Consider the following 16,383-nt stretch of genomic DNA (forward strand, 5'->3'; position numbering starts at 1 on the left):
TCCCCGAGATGCCCGCCGCGCCGGTCCGCCGTGACCGGCGCAGGGACCCGACCGGGCCCCGGGCGACCACGCGGAGCGCGTGATGGCGGGCGAGGACGAGGGACGGCCACCGCGCCAGCCGCCCCTCTCCGACCTGCAGACGCGCCTGCGCTCCGAGCTGGGCCGGATCGACGAGCAGCTCGGTGCCCTGCTGTCCTCCATGGACCGGTTGCAGGGCCTGCTGGACGCGGTGGTGGCCATCAGCCGCGAGGTGGAGCTGCCCGCGGTGCTGCACCGTATCGTCACCACCGCCATGGACCTGGTCGGCGCCCGCTACGGCGCGCTGGGCGTGCTCGCGGATTCCGGGGAGCTGGAGCAGTTCATCACCGCCGGCCTCACCGAGAAGGAGCGCGCGGACCTGGCGGGGACCGACCTGCCCCGCGGCCGGGGCGTCCTCGGCCATCTGATCCGCCATCCCGACCCGCTGCGCGTCGAGGACATCCCGGCCCATCCGTCCTCCGCCGGGTTCCCGGCCGGCCATCCGCGGATGCGGACCCTGCTCGGCGTCGCGATCAGCGTGCGCGGGGAGATCTACGGCGACCTCTACCTCTCCGAGCGGCTCGACGGACAGCCCTTCGACGTCCACGACGAGAACGTGGTCATCGCCCTGGCCAGCGCCGCCGGCATCGCGATCGAGAACGTCCGCCTGTTCGAGCGGATCCGGATCGGGGCGGAGCAGTTCCAGCGGCTGCTGCTGCCCACGCTGCCCGACCTGAGCCCCTTCACCGCCGCCGCCATCTACCGGCCCGCCGCCGAGCCGAGCCAGCTCGGCGGGGACTGGTACGACGCCATCACGCTGCCCGAGGGCGCCGTGGCCGTCGTGATCGGCGACGTGGTCGGCCACGACCTGCACGCGGCGGCCGCCATGGCCGCCACCCGCAACATGCTGCGCGCCCTGCTGTTCGAGCACCGCAATCCGCCGGGCGATGTCCTCGCCCAGCTCGACCGGACCCTGGAGCGGCTGACGGACCATCCCGTCACGACCGCCACCCTGGCCCGCATCGAACCGGAGGGAGCGGGATGGCGCCTGTACTGGAGCTCCGCGGGTCACGTCCCGCCCCTGCTGATCACCCCGGACCGGCGGGTGGAGATCCTGCTCGCCGAGCCCGGGCTGCCGCTCGGCGTCGACACCGGGCAGTCCCGGCCCAACCACTCCCACCCGCTGCTCCCGGCCGCCACCGTGGTGTTCTTCACCGACGGGCTCGTGGAGCACCCCGGTCACTCCATCGACGACAGCCTGGAGGAACTCGCCGGCCTCGCGGCGGCCCACGCCGGTCTGCCGCTGCCGGAGTTCGTCCGGGCGCTGGCCGACCACCACCCCAGCGACGGGCACGACGACATGGCCATCCTCGCCCTGCGCACCCCGCCGGCCTGACCGGCGGCCGGACGGCACGGGCGGTGCCGTGGAGGATCCGCGGGATCGGGCGGATGATGGTCTTCCCGGGGCGATGTGGACACGGAGGTCGCCCGATGGCTGTCGCGCGGCATGAACGGCTCGGGCGGGCCGGTTCGGCCGTCCTGGAGATCTGCGTACTCGCCGCGCTGTACTACGGCTCGGCCCGGGCGGGGCTGCTCCAGCAACTCGTGCGCGGCCAGGTCACCCCGCTGTGGCCGCCGAGCGGCATCGCGGTGGCGGCCCTGCTGCTGCGCGGACCGCGGGTGTGGCCCGGGATCGCCCTCGGCGCCTTCCTGGTCAACGTCTCGCTGGGGCCGTCACCGCCCGCCGTGCTCGCGATCACGGCGGGCAACACCCTGGCGCCCCTGTGCTCCTACGCGCTGCTGCGCCGGGTGGGGTTCCGCCGGGAACTGGACCGCCTGCGGGACGCGCTCGCGCTGATCTTCCTCGGCGCATTCACCGGCATGCTGATCAGCTCGACGACCGGCACGAGCGCGCTGGCGCTCGCCGGGGGGCTGCGACCCGGCGGTTTCTGGCCGACGTGGTCGGTCTGGTACACGGGCGACGCGACGGGCGTCCTGCTGGTCACGCCGGTCCTGCTCGTCCTGAGCCCGGCGCGTCTGCCGCGCCGCGTACCGACGCCCCGGTGGGTGGAGGCGCTGCTGCTCCTGGCCGTCACGATCGGCGTCGGATTCCTGGAGACCAGTGCGGTGCCGCTGCTGTTCCTCGCCTTCCCCCTGCTGCTCTGGGCGGCCTTCCGCTTCCAGCTCGCCGGGGCCGCCCCCTGCGCGCTGGCCGTGTCCACCTTCGCGGTCGTCGCCGCCGCCCGCCGGACCGGTCCGTTCGCCGGGCACGACCTGCTCACCTGCATGGTCAGCCTGCAGGCGTTCAACGGTTCCGTCGCGCTGACCGCGCTGCTGCTCAGCGCGGTCGTCAGCGAGCGCGACGAGACCCAGCGGGAGATCGCGAACGCCTGCGGGCAGCTCGCCGGGATGGCGGCCAGGATCGCCACCGGAGACCGCCGGCCGGAGCTGCCCTCCCAGGAGGGCGGGAACGGAACGACAAAGGCCGTCCCCTCATCGCTGAGAAGACGGCCTCCGACCGGCCCGAAAGCTGGTCGGGACGACAGGATTTGAACCTGCGACCCCTTGACCCCCAGTCAAGTGCGCTACCAAGCTGCGCCACGTCCCGGTGCCGTTTGACCTGGGGTTTCCCCGGTCGAAACGCGCAGGGAAACAATACCGCACTCGGGTCGGTGATCGCGCACGCCTTTTCCCGCTTGACCTCGAGTTTGGTTGAGGTTGCAGGATCTCCGGCATGACGATCGCGACGGACGACAGCCGTACCCACGGCTATGCGGATCTCCCCCGGCTGATGGGGATGATGACCGGTGACGAGAAGCACGGGCCGGCTGCCACCTCCACGCTCGACGTGCTCTGGGTCCTGTACGACCGGGTGCTGCGGGTGACGCCGGAGCGGACGCGGGACCCGGCCCGGGACCGGTTCCTGCTGAGCAAGGGGCACGGGCCGATGGCGTACTACGCGGTGCTGGCGGCGAAGGGCTTCGTGCCGGTCGGCTGGCTGCCGGGGTTCGGGTCGTACGACTCCCCGCTCGGGCACCATCCCGACCGGGTGCTGGTCCCGGGGGCGGAGATCGGCAGCGGATCGCTCGGGCACGGGCTGCCGATCGCCGTCGGCACCGCGCTGGGGCTGCGGGCGCAGGGGCTGCACGAGCCGGCCGTGTGGGTACTGACCGGGGACGCCGAGCTGGACGAGGGCAGCAACCACGAGGCGATCGCCTTCGCCGGGCCCGCGGGTCTGGAGCGGCTGCACACCGTGGTGGTCGACAACTCCTCCGCCCGCCATGCGCTGCCCGGCGGGATCGCCGCCCGCTTCGAGGCGGCGGGCTGGCACGCCGTGACCGTCGACGGCCGCGACCACGAGGCGCTGTACGCGGCGTTCACGGCCCCGCACCCGGGGCGTCCGCTCGTGGTCGTGGCTCGTGTCGAGCCGAAGAACGCCTGACTTCCCCTCGCGCTCCGCGCAGAAAGGGCAGCATCTCCCATGGACACCATGCGTGACCGTTTCGCCCCCGTCGTCTCCCGGCTGCTGGACGAGGACCCGAGGGTCGCGGTCGTCCTCGCCGAGATCGGCGCGGACGGCTTCCGCGAGGCCGGGCGCCGGCATCCCGACCGGGTGATCAACGTCGGCATCCGCGAGCAGCTCATGGTCGGGGCGGCGGCGGGGCTGGCCCTCACCGGCCTGCGGCCGGTCGTGCACACCTTCGCCAGCTTCCTGGTGGAACGCCCCTTCGAGCAGGTCAAGCTGGACCTCGGGCACCAGAACGCCGGGGCGGTGCTGGTCAGCGCGGCCGCGTCCTTCGACTGGCCGGCCGGCGGCTACACCCACATGGCGCCCGGCGACGTGTCGCTGCTCGACACCCTGGACGGCTGGACCGTGCACGTGCCCGGGCATCCCGACGAGGCCGAGACCCTGCTGCGGCACGCGGTCGCCGCCGGGGACGAGAAAGTGTACGTACGGCTCTCCGTGCAGGCCAACCGGCGGGGCCGGGCCGTCGACGGGGAGCGCGTCCGCACGGTGCGCGAGGGGCGCTCCGGCGTGGTCGTCGCGGTGGGCCCGGCGCTGGACGCGGTGCTCGACGCGACCGAGGGCCTGGACCTGACCGTGCTGTACGCCACGACCGTACGCCCCTTCGACACGGCGGGGCTGCGCCGCGCCACCGAGGCGGCGGGCACCGACGTGGTCCTCGTCGAGCCGTACCTCGCGGGCACGTCGACGCGGGTCGTCTCCGACGCCCTGACCGACGTCCCGCACCGCGTCCTGGCCCTCGGCGTCACCCGCCCCGAACTGCGCCGCTACGGCACGATCGAGGACCACGTCACGGCGCACGGCCTGGACGCGGGGTCCCTGCGGGCGCGGATCGGGGGCTTCCTGGGGAGGGAGGCGGCGGGGACGGCCCGGACCTGACCGCTCCGGACGGCGGGTCGCGCCACGCCGCCGGCCGCCCGCCGACGGTCGGTCAGCGGCCGCCGGGCAGACCCAGGTTCGGGTGGACGTCGAGGAGCCGGGGCGGGGCGGCCTGGCGCCAGGAGTCGGCGAGGATGTCGCGCAGTTCCTCCTCGCCGTCCAGGGCGCCGAGTCTCGCTCTCACCCAGGCGAACTGGGCCTCGTGGCCGGCGATCCAGAACTTGCCGGGCTCGGCCAGCACCAGTTCGTCGCGCTCCTCCTTCGGGCAGCGCACGGCGATGGACGTCTCGTCCTCAGGGAGCGTGGCGAACATCTTCCCCGCCACCCGGAACGTGGGCATGTTCCAGGCGGTCTTCTCCGTGGTGTCCGGCAGGGACAGGGCGATACGGCGTACGTCGTCTGCGTTCGGCATGCCAGGCACCGTAGACCCTGCCACCGACAGTCACCCCGGGGGCGATCCCGGCCGCTTGTAGTAGAGGGTGGTGCCGCGCAGGACGCCGGAGGGGTCCGCCGCGTAGTCGGGGATGGTGCCGGCGCGGGTCCAGCCGGCGGTGCGGTAGAGGTGCTCGGCGGGGCTGCCGGTCTCGGTGTCGAGGTGGAGGAGGGTGATGCCGGCGGACGCGGCCGCCTCCTCGGCGGTGGCCAGCAGCCGGCGGCCGAGGCCCTGCCCGCGCGCGGAGCGGTGCACCATCAGCTTGACGAGTTCCGCGCGGTGGCGGCTGTTGGGCTTGTCGGGCAGGTCCAGGCCGACCGTGCCGGTCACCCGGTCCGTGCCGTCCAGGGCCGCCCACACCGCCAGCCGGCCCGCCGCCACCTGCTCGGCCCGCCGCCGCCACCAGGCGGCGGCCTCCGCCCGGTCGAGCGGCGCGAGGAAACCGACCGAGGCGCCCCCGGCCACGGTGTCGGCCAGCAGGTCCCCCAGCTCCCCGCTGCGCGTCCGCACCCGCTCCGCGTCCCAGCGCACCACGCTCACGGCCGCACCACCGCCAGCACGTAGCGCGCCTCGCCGGTCCCGCGGCAGCGGAACCTCGTCGGGCCGAAGACGCGCATCCGCAGGCAGTCGCCGGCGTCGAGACGGTGCTCCGCCGGCCCGGCCGTCACCTCCAGCGCGCCGGCCAGGACCCACAGGTGCTGTTCCAGGCCGGGCACGGGCGGACGGTCGTACGCGAGGTCGGCGCCCGGGGTGAGCCTGCCCTCGACCAGTTCGCCGCGCAGGCCCGCGTGCGGCGGGGAGACGGAACGCCGGACGAACCCGGAGGCGCGGTCCTGCCACACCTGCTGCTCGGCGGCCCGGACCAGCGCGGCGGGCTCCGCCTCGACCTCGCTGAGCAGCTGGGACATGGTGCGTCCGTAGACGTGGCACAAGCGGTTCAGGACGGCCGCGGTGGCGCTGGTCTCGGCGCGCTCGGCCCGGGACAGGGTGGACCGGCTGACGCCGCTGCGCCCTGCCAGCTCGTCCAGCGACCAGCCGGCCCGGGCCCGCAGCTCGGCGAGCCGGGCGCCGATGCGGGTGTCGACGGGGTCGTACGCGTCGTCTCTCATATGCGGGACGGTATCCCCGCTGTGAGACGGGCCGGTTACGGGAACCTCACGCCCGCGCCGCTCCCGTCAGGGCCTCCAGCACCGGCCGGATCAGCGGGTGCCCCTCGGCCCCGCGCCGTACGGCCGCGAAGACCCGGCGGGTCGGGGCGACGCCGTCGACGGGGCGCACGACCACGCCCGTGAGGTCCATGCCGCGCAGGGCCGAGCGCGGTACGAGGGCCACGCCGGCGTCGGCCGAGGCGAGCGCGACCACCGCCCGGAAGTCGTCGGAGGAGTGCTCGAAGCGAGGCTGGAACCCGGCGTTCTCGCAGGCCAGGACGACCACGTCGTGGCAGGGGTTGCCGGGGTACGGGCTGATCCACGGGTCCTTGGCCAGCTCGGCCAGGGGCACCTCGGGGGCGTCGGCGAGGCGGTGGCCGACGGGGACGACCGCGTCGAAGGGCTCGGCGTACAGCGGGACGTGGCTGAGCCGGGGGTCGTCCGCGCTCGGCGCGCCCCTGTACTCGACCGCCACCGCCACGTCCACCTGCCGGTCCAGGACCATCGGCAGGCTGGCGTCGCCCTCGGCGTCCTGGACGCGGATGCGGATGCCGGGCGCGGAGTCGGCGAGCCGGGCCACCGCCGGCGCCACGACCTGCGCGATGCCGGTCGCGAACGCGGCCACGGTGACCGTGCCCGCCTCCCCCGAGCCGTAGGCGGCCAGCTCCGCCGCGGCGCGCTCCAGCTGGGCGAGGACCGCGTGGGTGTGGCTGAGCAGGATCTCGCCGGCCGGGGTGAGCCGTACGCCCTTGGCACCGCGCTCGACCAGGCGGTGGCCGGTCTCCTGCTCCAGGGCCGTCAGCTGCTGGGAGACGGCGGAGGGGGTGAGGTAGAGCGCGGCGGCCGCCGCCGTGACCGTGCGGTGGTCGGCCACCGCACGGAGGATGTGGAGCCGCCGTGCCTCGATCATGGGGTCAATTATCGCAAGGCGTCCGGGCTGGTCAGGCCTCCAGTTCCGCGCGGGCCGCGACGAAGGCCGCCACGGCGCGGTCGACGTCCTCGACGGAGTGCGCGGCGGACAGCTGGACCCGGATGCGGGCCTGGCCCTGGGGGACGACCGGGTAGGAGAAGCCGATCACGTACACGCCCCGCTCCAGCAGGAGTTCGGCCAGCCGGGCCGCCGTCGCCGCGTCGCCGATCATGACGGGGGCGATGGCGTGGTCGCCGGGGAGGACGTCGAACCCCTCGTCGGTCATCCTGCCGCGGAAGCGCGCGGTGTTCTCCGCGAGGCGGACGCGCAGGTCGTCGGCCGACTCCAGCAGGTCGAGGACCTTGAGGGAGGCGGCGGCGATCACCGGGGCGAGGGTGTTGGAGAACAGGTAGGGGCGCGAGCGCTGGCGCAGCAGGGCGACGATCTCGGCGCGGGCGGCGACGTAGCCGCCGGAGGCGCCGCCGAGCGCCTTGCCGAGGGTGCCGGTGACGATGTCCACCCGGTCCGTCACGCCGTGCAGCTCGGGGGTGCCGCGGCCGGTGGGGCCGACGAAGCCGACGGCGTGCGAGTCGTCGACCATCACCATGGCGTCGTAGCGGTCGGCGAGGTCGCAGATCTCGCCGAGGGGCGCCACGTAGCCGTCCATGGAGAAGACGCCGTCGGTGACGATCAGCTTGCGGCGGGCGCCGGAGGCCTCCTTCAGCTGCCGTTCCAGGTCGGCCATGTCGCGGTTGGCGTAGCGCAGGCGGCGGGCCTTGGACAGCCGGATGCCGTCGATGATGGAGGCGTGGTTCAGGGCGTCGGAGATCACCGCGTCCTGCTCGCCGAGCAGGGTTTCGAAGACACCGCCGTTGGCGTCGAAGCAGGAGGAGTACAGGATCGTGTCCTCCTGGCCGAGGAAGGCCGACAGCCGGGCCTCCAGCTCCTTGTGCACCTCCTGGGTGCCGCAGATGAAGCGGACGGAGGCCATGCCGTAGCCCCAGCGGTCCAGGGCCTGGTGGGCGGCGGCGATCACCTCGGGGTGGTCGGCCAGGCCGAGGTAGTTGTTGGCGCAGAAGTTGAGGACCTCGCCGGGGCGGCCGCCGGCGGTGACGTCGACGGTCGCGGACTGCGGGGTGCCGATGACCCGTTCGGGCTTGTGCAGACCGGCGGCACGGATCTCGTCGAGGGTGGCGCGCAGGTCGTCGCGGACGGAGTCGAACATGGGGGTGCTCCTGGAGGTGCTGGCGGAGGAGGGAGGTTACGCGGTCCAGTCGAGGATGATCTTGCCGCCGGTGCCGCTCGCGGCGTCGGCGAAGGCCGCCTCGAAGTCGCGGTAGCCGTAGCGGCCGGTGATCACGGGGGCGAGGTCCAGGCCGCCCTCCAGCAGCACCGACATCGCGTACCAGGTCTCGAACATCTCGCGGCCGTAGATGCCCTTGATGGTGATCATCGAGGTGACGACGCGGGCCCAGTCGACCGGGAACTCCTCGGCGGGCAGGCCGAGCATGGCGATGCGGCCGCCGTGCGTCATGTTGGCGATCATGTCCCGCATGGCCTCGGGGCGGCCGGACATCTCCAGGCCGATGTCGAAGCCCTCGCGCAGGCCCAGCTCCCGCTGCCCGTCCGCGATGGTGTTCTCGGCGACGTTCAGGGCGAGGGTCACGCCGATCTTGCGGGCCAGTTGCAGGCGCTCCTCGCTGACGTCGGTGACGACGACGCTGCGGGCGCCCGCGTGCCGGGCCACGGCGGCGGCCATCAGGCCGATCGGGCCGGCGCCGGTGATCAGCACGTCCTCGCCGACCAGCGGGAACGACAGCGCGGTGTGCACGGCGTTGCCGAACGGGTCGAAGATCGCGGCGACGTCGAGGTCGACGGGGACGCGGTGCACCCAGACGTTGGACGCGGGCAGCGCGACGTACTCGGCGAACGCGCCGTCCCGGCCGACGCCGAGCCCGACGGTGGCCCGGCACAGGTGGCGGCGGCCGGCCAGGCAGTTGCGGCACTTGCCGCACACCAGGTGGCCCTCGCCGCTGACCCGGTCGCCGACCCGGATGTCGCTGACGTCGCGGCCGGTCTCGACGACCTGCCCGACGAACTCGTGCCCGAGCACGAGCGGAGTGCGGATCGCCTGCTGCGCCCAGCCGTCCCAGGCCCGGATGTGCAGGTCGGTGCCGCAGATACCGGTCCGCATCACCTTGATCAGCACGTCACCGGGACCGATGACGGGCTCCGGGACGTCCGCGAGCCAGAGCCCGGGCTCCGCCTTCTCCTTGACCAGCGCCTTCACGCGTGCGGCTCCTGTGGGTGAGGTCCCGGCCGCGGGCACGCCGAAGCGGCCCGCACCGGGTCCGAGGGGTGGAATCACCCCGCAATCTGCCGTACGCGCGCGCCGGGGTCCATCGAGCTTTTCTTAACCGCCGCCTCAGCTTTCCTTCATACCCCCTCCGAAACGGTTCCGAGGCGGGAGACCTGGTCGTTCGTCCCGCCGGGAGGCACGGGCGCGCGGTGCGGGTCAGCGCGACGGGGCGTGCGGGTCGCCGGCGGGCAGCCAGGCGCCCGGGGCCCGGATGCCGAGGTCGCCGGCGCCTTCGCAGAGCGCCTCGGCGGTGGCCAGCACCGCGCCGCGGTCCTCGCCCGCGCGCTGGACCAGGGACCAGGTCCAGTACACCTCGGGCGTGACGACCTCGCGGCGCACCAGGTCGGGCGGGAGCTGAGTGGTCTGTCCCTTGGGCGAGTTGAGGACCGGACGGCGGCCGCGGCGGACGTGGTCGAAGAAGGCGGGGCCGGTGACGCCGCCGTCGGAGATCCGCACGGGGCGGGCACCGGTGGCCTGTGCCAGCTCCTCGGCGTAGCCGTTCCAGGAGGACCAGGAGGTGGTGTCGTCGTCGACGAGGACGTCGACGTCCCGGGCCGCGACGTCGCCGGTGCCCGGGCCCTTCGCCACGGCGTACAGCCGGTCGGCGCCGATGAGCCGGGCCCGCAGCCCGAGCCGTTCGAGGTCCTCGGCCCGGACCCAGCACACGGCGAGGTCCAGGCTGCCGTCGGCGACCCGGGCGGCCTGGGTGTGGGAGGGCGCCACCCAGGCGTCGACGTGCAACTGGGCCACCGCGGCCGTACGCGCCGTCATGTCCGGGGGGAGCCAGTTGACGTAGCCGAGCCGCACCGGCTGCGAGCCCGACAGCCGGCGGGCACGGCCCTTCAGGTCCTCGGCCCGTTCCAGCAGCGCGCGGGTGTGCGGGAGGAGGGCGGCGCCGGCCGGGGTGAGGGAGACCGAGCGGCGGTCCCGGTCGAACAGCCGGACGCCCAGGTCCCGTTCCAGCGCCTTGATCTGCTGGGAGAGCGAGGGGCCCGCGATGAGCAGCCGCTCGGCGGCCCGTCCGAAGTTCAGCTCCTCGGCGACCGCGACGAAGTACCGCAGCTGGCGCAGCTCCACGCGCGCCATGCTACGCGCGCTGAGAGGCTGCGCCTATCAGCAGCGAGGATGCCGGTCGTGGCACCGGCGCCGGTCACGGGCGCAGGCTGAGGGCGGAAGCGGACCACACGGGCAGCAGCGGAGAGAGATCATGCGGGAGTTCCTGGTCGAGATCACCACCACCGTCCCCGAGGGCACGAGCCAGGAGGAGGTCGACCGGCGCCGGGCCGCCGAGGCCGTCCGCGCCAAGGAGCTGGCCGCCGCCGGCAACCTGGCGCGACTGTGGCGTCCCGTGGGTGAGGTGCGCAGCATCGGGGTGTGGCGGGCCGCCGACGAGGCGGAGCTCCACGAGAAGGTGCTCGGCACGCTGCCGCTGCGCCCGTGGATGACCCTCACCGTGACCCCGCTCGAGTCCCACCCCAACGACCCGGGCGCGGCCCGCGCGTGAGTACCGGGGGCGGCACCCCCGTCACAGCGGCGGGAGCCCGTGGGGATCGTGTCCCTCCAGTCGCGCGACCAGTTCCGCCGCCGCCGACTTGATGGTCTCCAGGCCCGGTCTCCCCCAGGGCCGCGGCCGCACGTCGGCGACGCACACCGTGCCCAGCACCGTCCCCGTGCTGTCGATGAGCGGCGCGCCCAGGTAGGAGCGCATGCCGAACTCGTCGACGGCCGCGTTGCCCGCGAACCGCGGGTAATCGCTGACGTCCTCCAGGGCCAGCGCCCTGCGCCGGACGACCACGTGCGGACAGAACCCGTGGTCGCGCGGCAGGACGCGGCCGACCTGCGGCCGGCTGCCGTCCTCCCGGAGGACCGGGGCGGTCACCGGGGTGCACAGGCCGGCGAAGAACTGGTGGTCCGCGCCGAGGAAGTTGACCATGGCGTACGGAGCGCCGGTGACCCGGGCGAGGTGCCCGGCGAAGGCGTCGAGGGCCGGTTCGGGCCGCTGTCCGAGGCCGAGGAGGCGCAGCCGGGAGACGCGTACGGGGGCCTCCGTGTCCTCGGGGGTGAGCAGCAGCCCCCGGACGGGACGCGGTGGCTCGTAGGTCATGGCCGGACTCCGGCGGGGTGGTGGTGCGTCATGGGGTGGCTCCGTGGGCGGTGGGGCGGGATCACCTGGGGGCGCCGTGGCGCGGCGCGGGTACCGGGGCGTGGGCGATGAGGTGGCGTACGAGGGTGAGCAGGGTCTGCACCCCGGAGCTGGAGATCCGGGCGTCGCAGCGGATCACCGGGATCCGGGGGTCGAGGTCGAGGGCGGTGCGCACCTCCTCGGGGTCGTAGCGGTAGGCGCCGTCGAACTCGTTGACGGCGATGATGAAGGCGAGGCCGCGTTCCTCGAAGAAGTCCACGGCCGCGAAGCACTCCTCGAGGCGGCGGGTGTCGGTGAGGATGACCGCGCCGAGCGCCCCTTCCGACAGCTCGTCCCACATGAACCAGAACCGCTCCTGCCCGGGCGTGCCGAACAGGTACAGGACGTGCCGCGGATCGAGGGTGATCCGGCCGAAGTCCATGGCGACCGTCGTCTCGACCTTGTTCTCGATGCCGTCGAGGTTGTCCGTGGCGGCGCTGACCGTGGTGAGCAGCTCCTCCGTGCTGAGCGGGGCGATCTCGCTGACCGCTCCCACGAAGGTCGTCTTGCCGACCCCGAACCCGCCCGCCACCAGGATCTTCAGCGCGGTGGGGAACGGGTCAGAGCTGTCGTCGTAGTCCATCGAGCACTGCCTCCAGCAGAGACCGGTCAGTGGGGTTGTGGTGGAAGGCGGGGGGCTTGGTGGTCAGCGCCCCGCAGTCGACGAGGTCCGAGAGCAGCACTTTGGTCACCACCGCGGGCAGTCTCAGCTGGGCGGCGACCTCGGCCACCGAGACCGGCGCACGGCACAGGTCGAGCGCCTGGGCGTGCTCGGGGCCGAGGTAGCCGAGCGGGGTGACGCCGGTGGCCATCACCTGCGAGATCAGGTCGAGGGCGATGCTCGGCTCGGTGCGGCCGTTGCTGACCGTGAAGGGGCGCACCAGCCGCCCGGCCGCGTCGTCGAGCCAGGGCCCGTCGCCGGCTGCGGTCACCCTCAAGGCCTCATCGCCGTGGGTTCGACGGCGTGCCGGCGGGGCGCGGTCACGAGGTAGGGGCGGACGCTCTTGACCAGCATCGCCATCTCGTAGCCGAGCACGGCGGCGTCGGCCTCCCGGCCGGCGAGCACGGCGAGGCAGGTGCCGGAGCCGGCGGTGGTGACGAACAGCAGCGTCGAGTCGAGCTCGACGACGACCTGGCGGACCTCGCCGCCGTCGCCGAACCGGACGCCCGCGCTGCGGCCGAGGGAGTACAGGCCGGAGGCCAGGGCCGCCATGTGGTCGGCGCTGTCGGCGTCGAGGCCGTGCAGGGACTTCACCAGTCCGTCGCAGGACAGCAGTACCGCGCTGGAGGTGTGCGGTACCCGCTGTACGAGGCCGCTCAGCAGCCAGTCGAGGTCGGAGGCGTGGGCGGTCGGCGCATCGCTCGCCATGGTGGATCGACTCCTTGGGGTACGAAGGTCTGGAGGAGCGCTGGGGGTGCGGTCGGGGGTGGGGGTCGGGTGGGGTGCGTGGCTGAGGACGGTCATCCGGCCGGTGCGCTCCCGTCGGACCGGCCGGTGCCCTCGGACGCGGGCACGTGGACGTGCTGGTGGGGCGGGGGCGCCGGGAGCAGGGGGCGCGGGGTCCCGAGGTCCGGGGACGCGGGCTGCGAGGCCGTGAGGTCCGGGGGTGCGGGGTCCGGGGCGGCCGGCTCCAGGTTCTGCTGGGCCTCGGCGAGTCCGATGCCGCGCTGGAAGGCGGCCATCAGGCCGGGGTCGTGGCCGGCGACGCCGTCACCGCCCTGGCGGGGGGCGGGGCCGCCGCGGAGCTGGGGCACGATGTGCTCCTGGGCGCGGCGGCGGGGCAGTTGGGGCTTGCCCATCGTGCCGCGGACGGCCGCGGCGGCGCGCGGTACGGGCGCGTTGCCCGCGTGGGCCTCGACGACGGGCCGGTGTTCGGAGCCGATGCCGGGTACGGCGTCGGCGGGGTTGGGCCGCTCCGCCCGGGTCCCGCGCACGGGGAGCGGGTGCGGGGCGCCCTCACTCGCCGCGACCGGGCCCGGCGCGCCGCGGGCGCGCCGCCGCCGGCCGGTGGCGGGACCGCCGGACGCGGGGCCGGGGGCGTGTTCTGGTGCCGGGCCGGGCGCGGGTTCTCGACCCGGGCCGGGCGCGGCAGCGGCCCGTGCGTGTTCCGTTCCGGCCGACGCCGCGTCCGCCCCGGCCCGCGCGGAGTTCCCGCTGTCGTGCCCGGCCCCGCCGGACCGGGTGACCCGACCGGACTGCGCGACCCGACCGGACTGCGCGAGCCCGCCGGACGGTGCGAGCCCACCGGACGGTGCGCCCCCACCGGACGGTGCGCCCCCACCGGATGCTGCAACCCCGCCGGACTGGGTCACCCCGCCGGACGGTGCGAGCCCTCCAGACGCTGGACCCCCACCGGACCGCCCGCCCGGACCCACGGCGAGCGGCGCCGGTGCGGTCGGCTCCGGCACCTGGCCGCCCTGCGCCGCGTCCCGCGGTTGCGGTACGGCGGCCCCGGCAGGGGCCGGCGCGGACCCCAGCAGGGCCTGCGGCACCACGAGCACGGCCTGTACGCCGCCGTAGATGTTGCTCTGCAGGCGCACGGTGATGCCGTGCCGGCGGGCGAGCTGGGAGACGACGTAGAGGCCGATGCGGCCGTCGGCCAGCAGGCTGGCGACGTTGACCTGGTCGGGGTCGGTGAGCAGCGCGTTCATCCTGCTCTGCTCACCGACCGGCATGCCGAGTCCGCGGTCCTCCACCTCCACGGCGAGCCCGGAGGTGACGAGGTTGGCGCGCAGCAGCACCTGGGTGTGCGGGGCGGAGAACACGGTGGCGTTCTCGACGAGTTCGGCGAGCAGGTGGATGACGTCGGCGACGGCGTGCCCGCGCAGTTCGCCGTCGATCGGCGGCACGAGCTTGACCCGGGAGTACTGCTCGACCTCGGCGATCGCCGAGCGCAGCACCTCGGTCATGGACACCGGGTTGCTCCACTGCCGGCGGGAGACGGCGCCGCCGAGGACGGCGAGGTTCTCGGCGTGGCGCCGGATGCGGGTGGCCAGGTGGTCGACGTGGAACAGGCCCTTAAGCAGGTCCGGGTCCTCGATCTCGTTCTCCAGGTCGTCGAGGATCGAGATCTCGCGGTGCACCAGGGACTGCAGCCGCCGCGCGAGGTTGACGAAGACCTCGAGTTTCTGTTCGCTGCCCGCCTGGCTGGAGAGCTGGGCGGCCTGGACGACGGCCGTGACGGCGCCGTCGTGCGCGCGGGCCAGGTCGGCGGCGAGCAGGTCGAAGTCGTCGGCGTCCGCGGCCGGCCGGCGGCGCTGCCCCCGCTGCGGCGGGGTCTCGCCCTGGCGCAGCGCCTCGACGAGGGCGCGCAGGTCGGCCTCGCCCCGGGCGGCGCTGCGGCGCAGGGCGTCGACGCGGTCGGTGACCGAGCGGGCGGCGCGGTCCGCGGCGACGGCGGCGATCAGGATGCCCGCGGTGGCCACCGCGACCGCTCCGGCGAGCACGGCCCACAGGGTGGGGCCGGTGCGGGCGCCGGCGGTGCGGATGCTGAACAGCACGGCCGCGCTCGCGCTGAGCGCGACGGCGACGGGCGGGAGCACGGCGAGCCGCATGAGCTGGGGCCGTATGTGCGTCTCGGGCAGTGCGGGAGCGGGTCGGGCCACCGGTCGCCCGTGCCGGCCGCCCTCCCGGCGGTCGGCACGGGCGGCCGGTGCACGGAGGTGAGACATACGCGTCCTCGTACTGGTCCTCGGGCCTGTTCGCGCCCGCGCGGTACGGGCGTGCGCGATGCGGGCGTGCGCCCTCGCTGCGCCGGACGGGAAAGCCCGTTCCCAGGCCCTGCGTCGCCCGACGGACACTCACAGTAGTCGCCTGCGCATCATGTGCGGTGGGCAGTTGACAAAGTCCCCCGGACAGCGTCCCGCTCTGGTATGAAGCGTCGTACGGCAGACCGATAACCCGTGGATCACCCGTCGTACGGGGCGGCCGTCAGCCCCTGTGCCGGCGGTGCCCGTCCGTTCCCGTCAGGCTCGGGGGTGTCCCGTCCCCGTCCCGGCGGTGGTGCGCCCGGCGCAGGCGGACCTCCACGTGGCCGTCGACGATCCGGGTGTCGAAGGCCGGCTGCGGTGCGGTGGCGGGGCCGCGCACGTTCCAGCCGTCGCTGAGCCGGAAGACGCTGCCGTGCCAGGGGCACTGGACGCATCCGTCGGCGACCGTGCCCTCGGACAGCGGGCCCGCGAGGTGGCTGCAGCGGTCCGCCAGCGCGTGAATCATGCCGCCGGACTCGCGCAGGACGAGGACCGGTACGTCGTCCACGACGCGGCGCACGGGTTCTCCGGCGGGGAACTCCGCCACCGCTCCGACCCGGTGCCAGGTGTCGCGCACGACGTGCGCCACCTCTTCCGCGTGGTTGGCGCCGGATGCCTGGCGGTAGGCCAGGTGGCCGCCCAGCATGCCGCCGATCCCGACCGCGGTCAGCCCCAGGAAGCCGTAGAGGCGGCCCGCTGTGGTGCGTCCCCTGACACGGCAGGCCAGCGACGTCGCGTACATCCCGACCGCCGCCGCGTTGGCCAGCGCGTGGACGAGCCCGACCCGCATCTGCTGCCGGTGCAGTTCCGCCCAGTCGACGGCACCCGTCAGCACGGCGGGTGCGGCCGCCGCGAGCCCCACGCCCACCAGCAGGCCGGCCTCACGGGAGCGGCCGGGCCGCAGGTCCAGTACCGCGGCGGACAGCCAGGTGCCGATCGGCACCTGCACCATCACCGGGTGCACCGGGTGGCCCAGCCACCTGCCGTGCAGCCCGTCCCGGCCGCGCCCCAGCGGCAGGGCGCGCACCGCCCGGCCCGCGACGTCGATCAGCGGGTCCGCCCGGGTCTGCCGCTCCAGGGCGTCCAGCAGGGTCAGCATGCGGTTGCGCCGCGACGGGCGGCGGCGATGGAACGTTGCGCTCATGCGCGCCGAGTCCCCGCCGCCCGCCAGGGCAAAC

18 protein-coding genes and 1 tRNA gene are annotated in these 16,383 nt (G+C 74.5%); 5 read left to right on the forward strand and 14 right to left on the reverse strand.

Translation table 11 applies throughout. The features are described from left to right. The first annotated feature begins 82 nt into the window (after window positions 1-82). Both AQJ66_RS26115 and AQJ66_RS26120 read left to right on the forward strand, forming a co-directional pair. Window positions 83-1,414 carry a PP2C family protein-serine/threonine phosphatase gene (locus AQJ66_RS26115; protein WP_061926900.1) on the forward strand — a complete coding sequence of 444 codons (1,332 nt, stop codon included), beginning with the start codon at window positions 83-85 and terminating at the stop codon, window positions 1,412-1,414. A gap of 95 nt (window positions 1,415-1,509) precedes the next feature. Beyond that, entirely contained in the window at window positions 1,510-2,571 is a 1,062-nt protein-coding gene (locus AQJ66_RS26120) for an MASE1 domain-containing protein (RefSeq protein WP_079060431.1), read from the forward strand. On the opposite strand, the gene AQJ66_RS26125 is transcribed toward AQJ66_RS26120, so the two are convergent. After that, window positions 2,550-2,626 (reverse strand) — tRNA-Pro (locus AQJ66_RS26125). The genes AQJ66_RS26120 and AQJ66_RS26125 overlap by 22 nt on opposite strands. A 126-nt stretch (window positions 2,627-2,752) precedes the next feature. On the opposite strand from AQJ66_RS26125, the gene AQJ66_RS26130 reads away from it, so the two are divergent. Both AQJ66_RS26130 and AQJ66_RS26135 read left to right on the forward strand, forming a co-directional pair. Beyond that, a complete protein-coding gene (locus AQJ66_RS26130; RefSeq protein WP_061926903.1) occupies window positions 2,753-3,460 on the forward strand; it encodes a thiamine pyrophosphate-dependent enzyme in 708 nt (235 codons plus the stop codon). 39 nt (window positions 3,461-3,499) lie between these two features. After that, entirely contained in the window at window positions 3,500-4,423 is a 924-nt protein-coding gene (locus AQJ66_RS26135; protein ID WP_061926905.1) for a transketolase family protein, read from the forward strand. 52 nt (window positions 4,424-4,475) lie between these two features. Here the strand turns inward: AQJ66_RS26135 and AQJ66_RS26140 are convergent, their stop codons facing one another. From AQJ66_RS26140 to AQJ66_RS26170, 7 genes are all read right to left on the reverse strand, one after another. Next, window positions 4,476-4,835 (reverse strand): MmcQ/YjbR family DNA-binding protein, encoded by a 360-nt coding sequence (locus AQJ66_RS26140; protein WP_061926907.1) that lies wholly within the window; start codon window positions 4,833-4,835, stop codon window positions 4,476-4,478. 30 nt (window positions 4,836-4,865) lie between these two features. After that, entirely contained in the window at window positions 4,866-5,396 is a 531-nt protein-coding gene (locus AQJ66_RS26145) for a GNAT family N-acetyltransferase (RefSeq protein WP_208611460.1), read from the reverse strand. Next, complete coding sequence (locus AQJ66_RS26150) at window positions 5,393-5,965, reverse strand: helix-turn-helix domain-containing protein (RefSeq protein ID WP_061926911.1); 573 nt, start codon at window positions 5,963-5,965, stop codon at window positions 5,393-5,395. Before AQJ66_RS26150 ends, AQJ66_RS26145 begins: the two co-directional genes overlap by 4 nt. A 46-nt stretch (window positions 5,966-6,011) precedes the next feature. Next, window positions 6,012-6,914: a LysR family transcriptional regulator gene (locus AQJ66_RS26155; protein WP_061926912.1), complete on the reverse strand. Its 903-nt coding sequence runs from the start codon at window positions 6,912-6,914 to the stop codon at window positions 6,012-6,014. Window positions 6,915-6,945: 31 nt separating this feature from the next. Next, complete coding sequence (locus AQJ66_RS26160; RefSeq protein WP_061926914.1) at window positions 6,946-8,139, reverse strand: glycine C-acetyltransferase; 1,194 nt, start codon at window positions 8,137-8,139, stop codon at window positions 6,946-6,948. Window positions 8,140-8,175: 36 nt separating this feature from the next. Further along, entirely contained in the window at window positions 8,176-9,204 is a 1,029-nt protein-coding gene (gene tdh, locus AQJ66_RS26165) for an L-threonine 3-dehydrogenase (protein ID WP_061926916.1), read from the reverse strand. A gap of 225 nt (window positions 9,205-9,429) precedes the next feature. Next, the gene (locus AQJ66_RS26170) at window positions 9,430-10,359 is read right to left on the reverse strand and encodes a LysR family transcriptional regulator (protein WP_061926918.1); all 930 of its coding nucleotides are present in this window, start codon (window positions 10,357-10,359) and stop codon (window positions 9,430-9,432) included. A 121-nt stretch (window positions 10,360-10,480) separates the two neighbouring features. Between AQJ66_RS26170 and AQJ66_RS26175 the strand changes: the two genes are divergently transcribed. After that, window positions 10,481-10,777: a muconolactone Delta-isomerase family protein gene (locus AQJ66_RS26175; protein ID WP_061926920.1), complete on the forward strand. Its 297-nt coding sequence runs from the start codon at window positions 10,481-10,483 to the stop codon at window positions 10,775-10,777. A gap of 21 nt (window positions 10,778-10,798) precedes the next feature. Here AQJ66_RS26175 and AQJ66_RS26180 read toward each other — a convergent pair whose 3' ends face one another. The 6 genes from AQJ66_RS26180 to AQJ66_RS26205 all read right to left on the reverse strand — a co-directional run bounded on the left by AQJ66_RS26180 (window position 10,799) and on the right by AQJ66_RS26205 (window position 16,349). Next, a complete protein-coding gene (locus AQJ66_RS26180) occupies window positions 10,799-11,377 on the reverse strand; it encodes a GAF domain-containing protein (protein ID WP_061926923.1) in 579 nt (192 codons plus the stop codon). A gap of 61 nt (window positions 11,378-11,438) precedes the next feature. Further along, window positions 11,439-12,038, reverse strand: a complete 600-nt coding sequence (locus tag AQJ66_RS26185) for a GTP-binding protein (protein ID WP_061926924.1) — start codon at window positions 12,036-12,038, stop codon at window positions 11,439-11,441. Continuing rightward, entirely contained in the window at window positions 12,016-12,387 is a 372-nt protein-coding gene (locus tag AQJ66_RS26190) for a DUF742 domain-containing protein (RefSeq protein WP_061926926.1), read from the reverse strand. Before AQJ66_RS26190 ends, AQJ66_RS26185 begins: the two co-directional genes overlap by 23 nt. A gap of 2 nt (window positions 12,388-12,389) precedes the next feature. Continuing rightward, window positions 12,390-12,824: a roadblock/LC7 domain-containing protein gene (locus AQJ66_RS26195; RefSeq protein WP_061926928.1), complete on the reverse strand. Its 435-nt coding sequence runs from the start codon at window positions 12,822-12,824 to the stop codon at window positions 12,390-12,392. Window positions 12,825-12,916: 92 nt separating this feature from the next. After that, complete coding sequence (locus AQJ66_RS26200; protein WP_079060432.1) at window positions 12,917-15,127, reverse strand: sensor histidine kinase; 2,211 nt, start codon at window positions 15,125-15,127, stop codon at window positions 12,917-12,919. Window positions 15,128-15,386: 259 nt separating this feature from the next. Further along, window positions 15,387-16,349 (reverse strand): Rieske (2Fe-2S) protein, encoded by a 963-nt coding sequence (locus AQJ66_RS26205; protein ID WP_061926930.1) that lies wholly within the window; start codon window positions 16,347-16,349, stop codon window positions 15,387-15,389. Window positions 16,350-16,383: the final 34 nt, after the last annotated feature.

Source organism: Streptomyces bungoensis, assembly GCF_001514215.1.
Taxonomy (GTDB): domain Bacteria; phylum Actinomycetota; class Actinomycetes; order Streptomycetales; family Streptomycetaceae; genus Streptomyces; species Streptomyces bungoensis.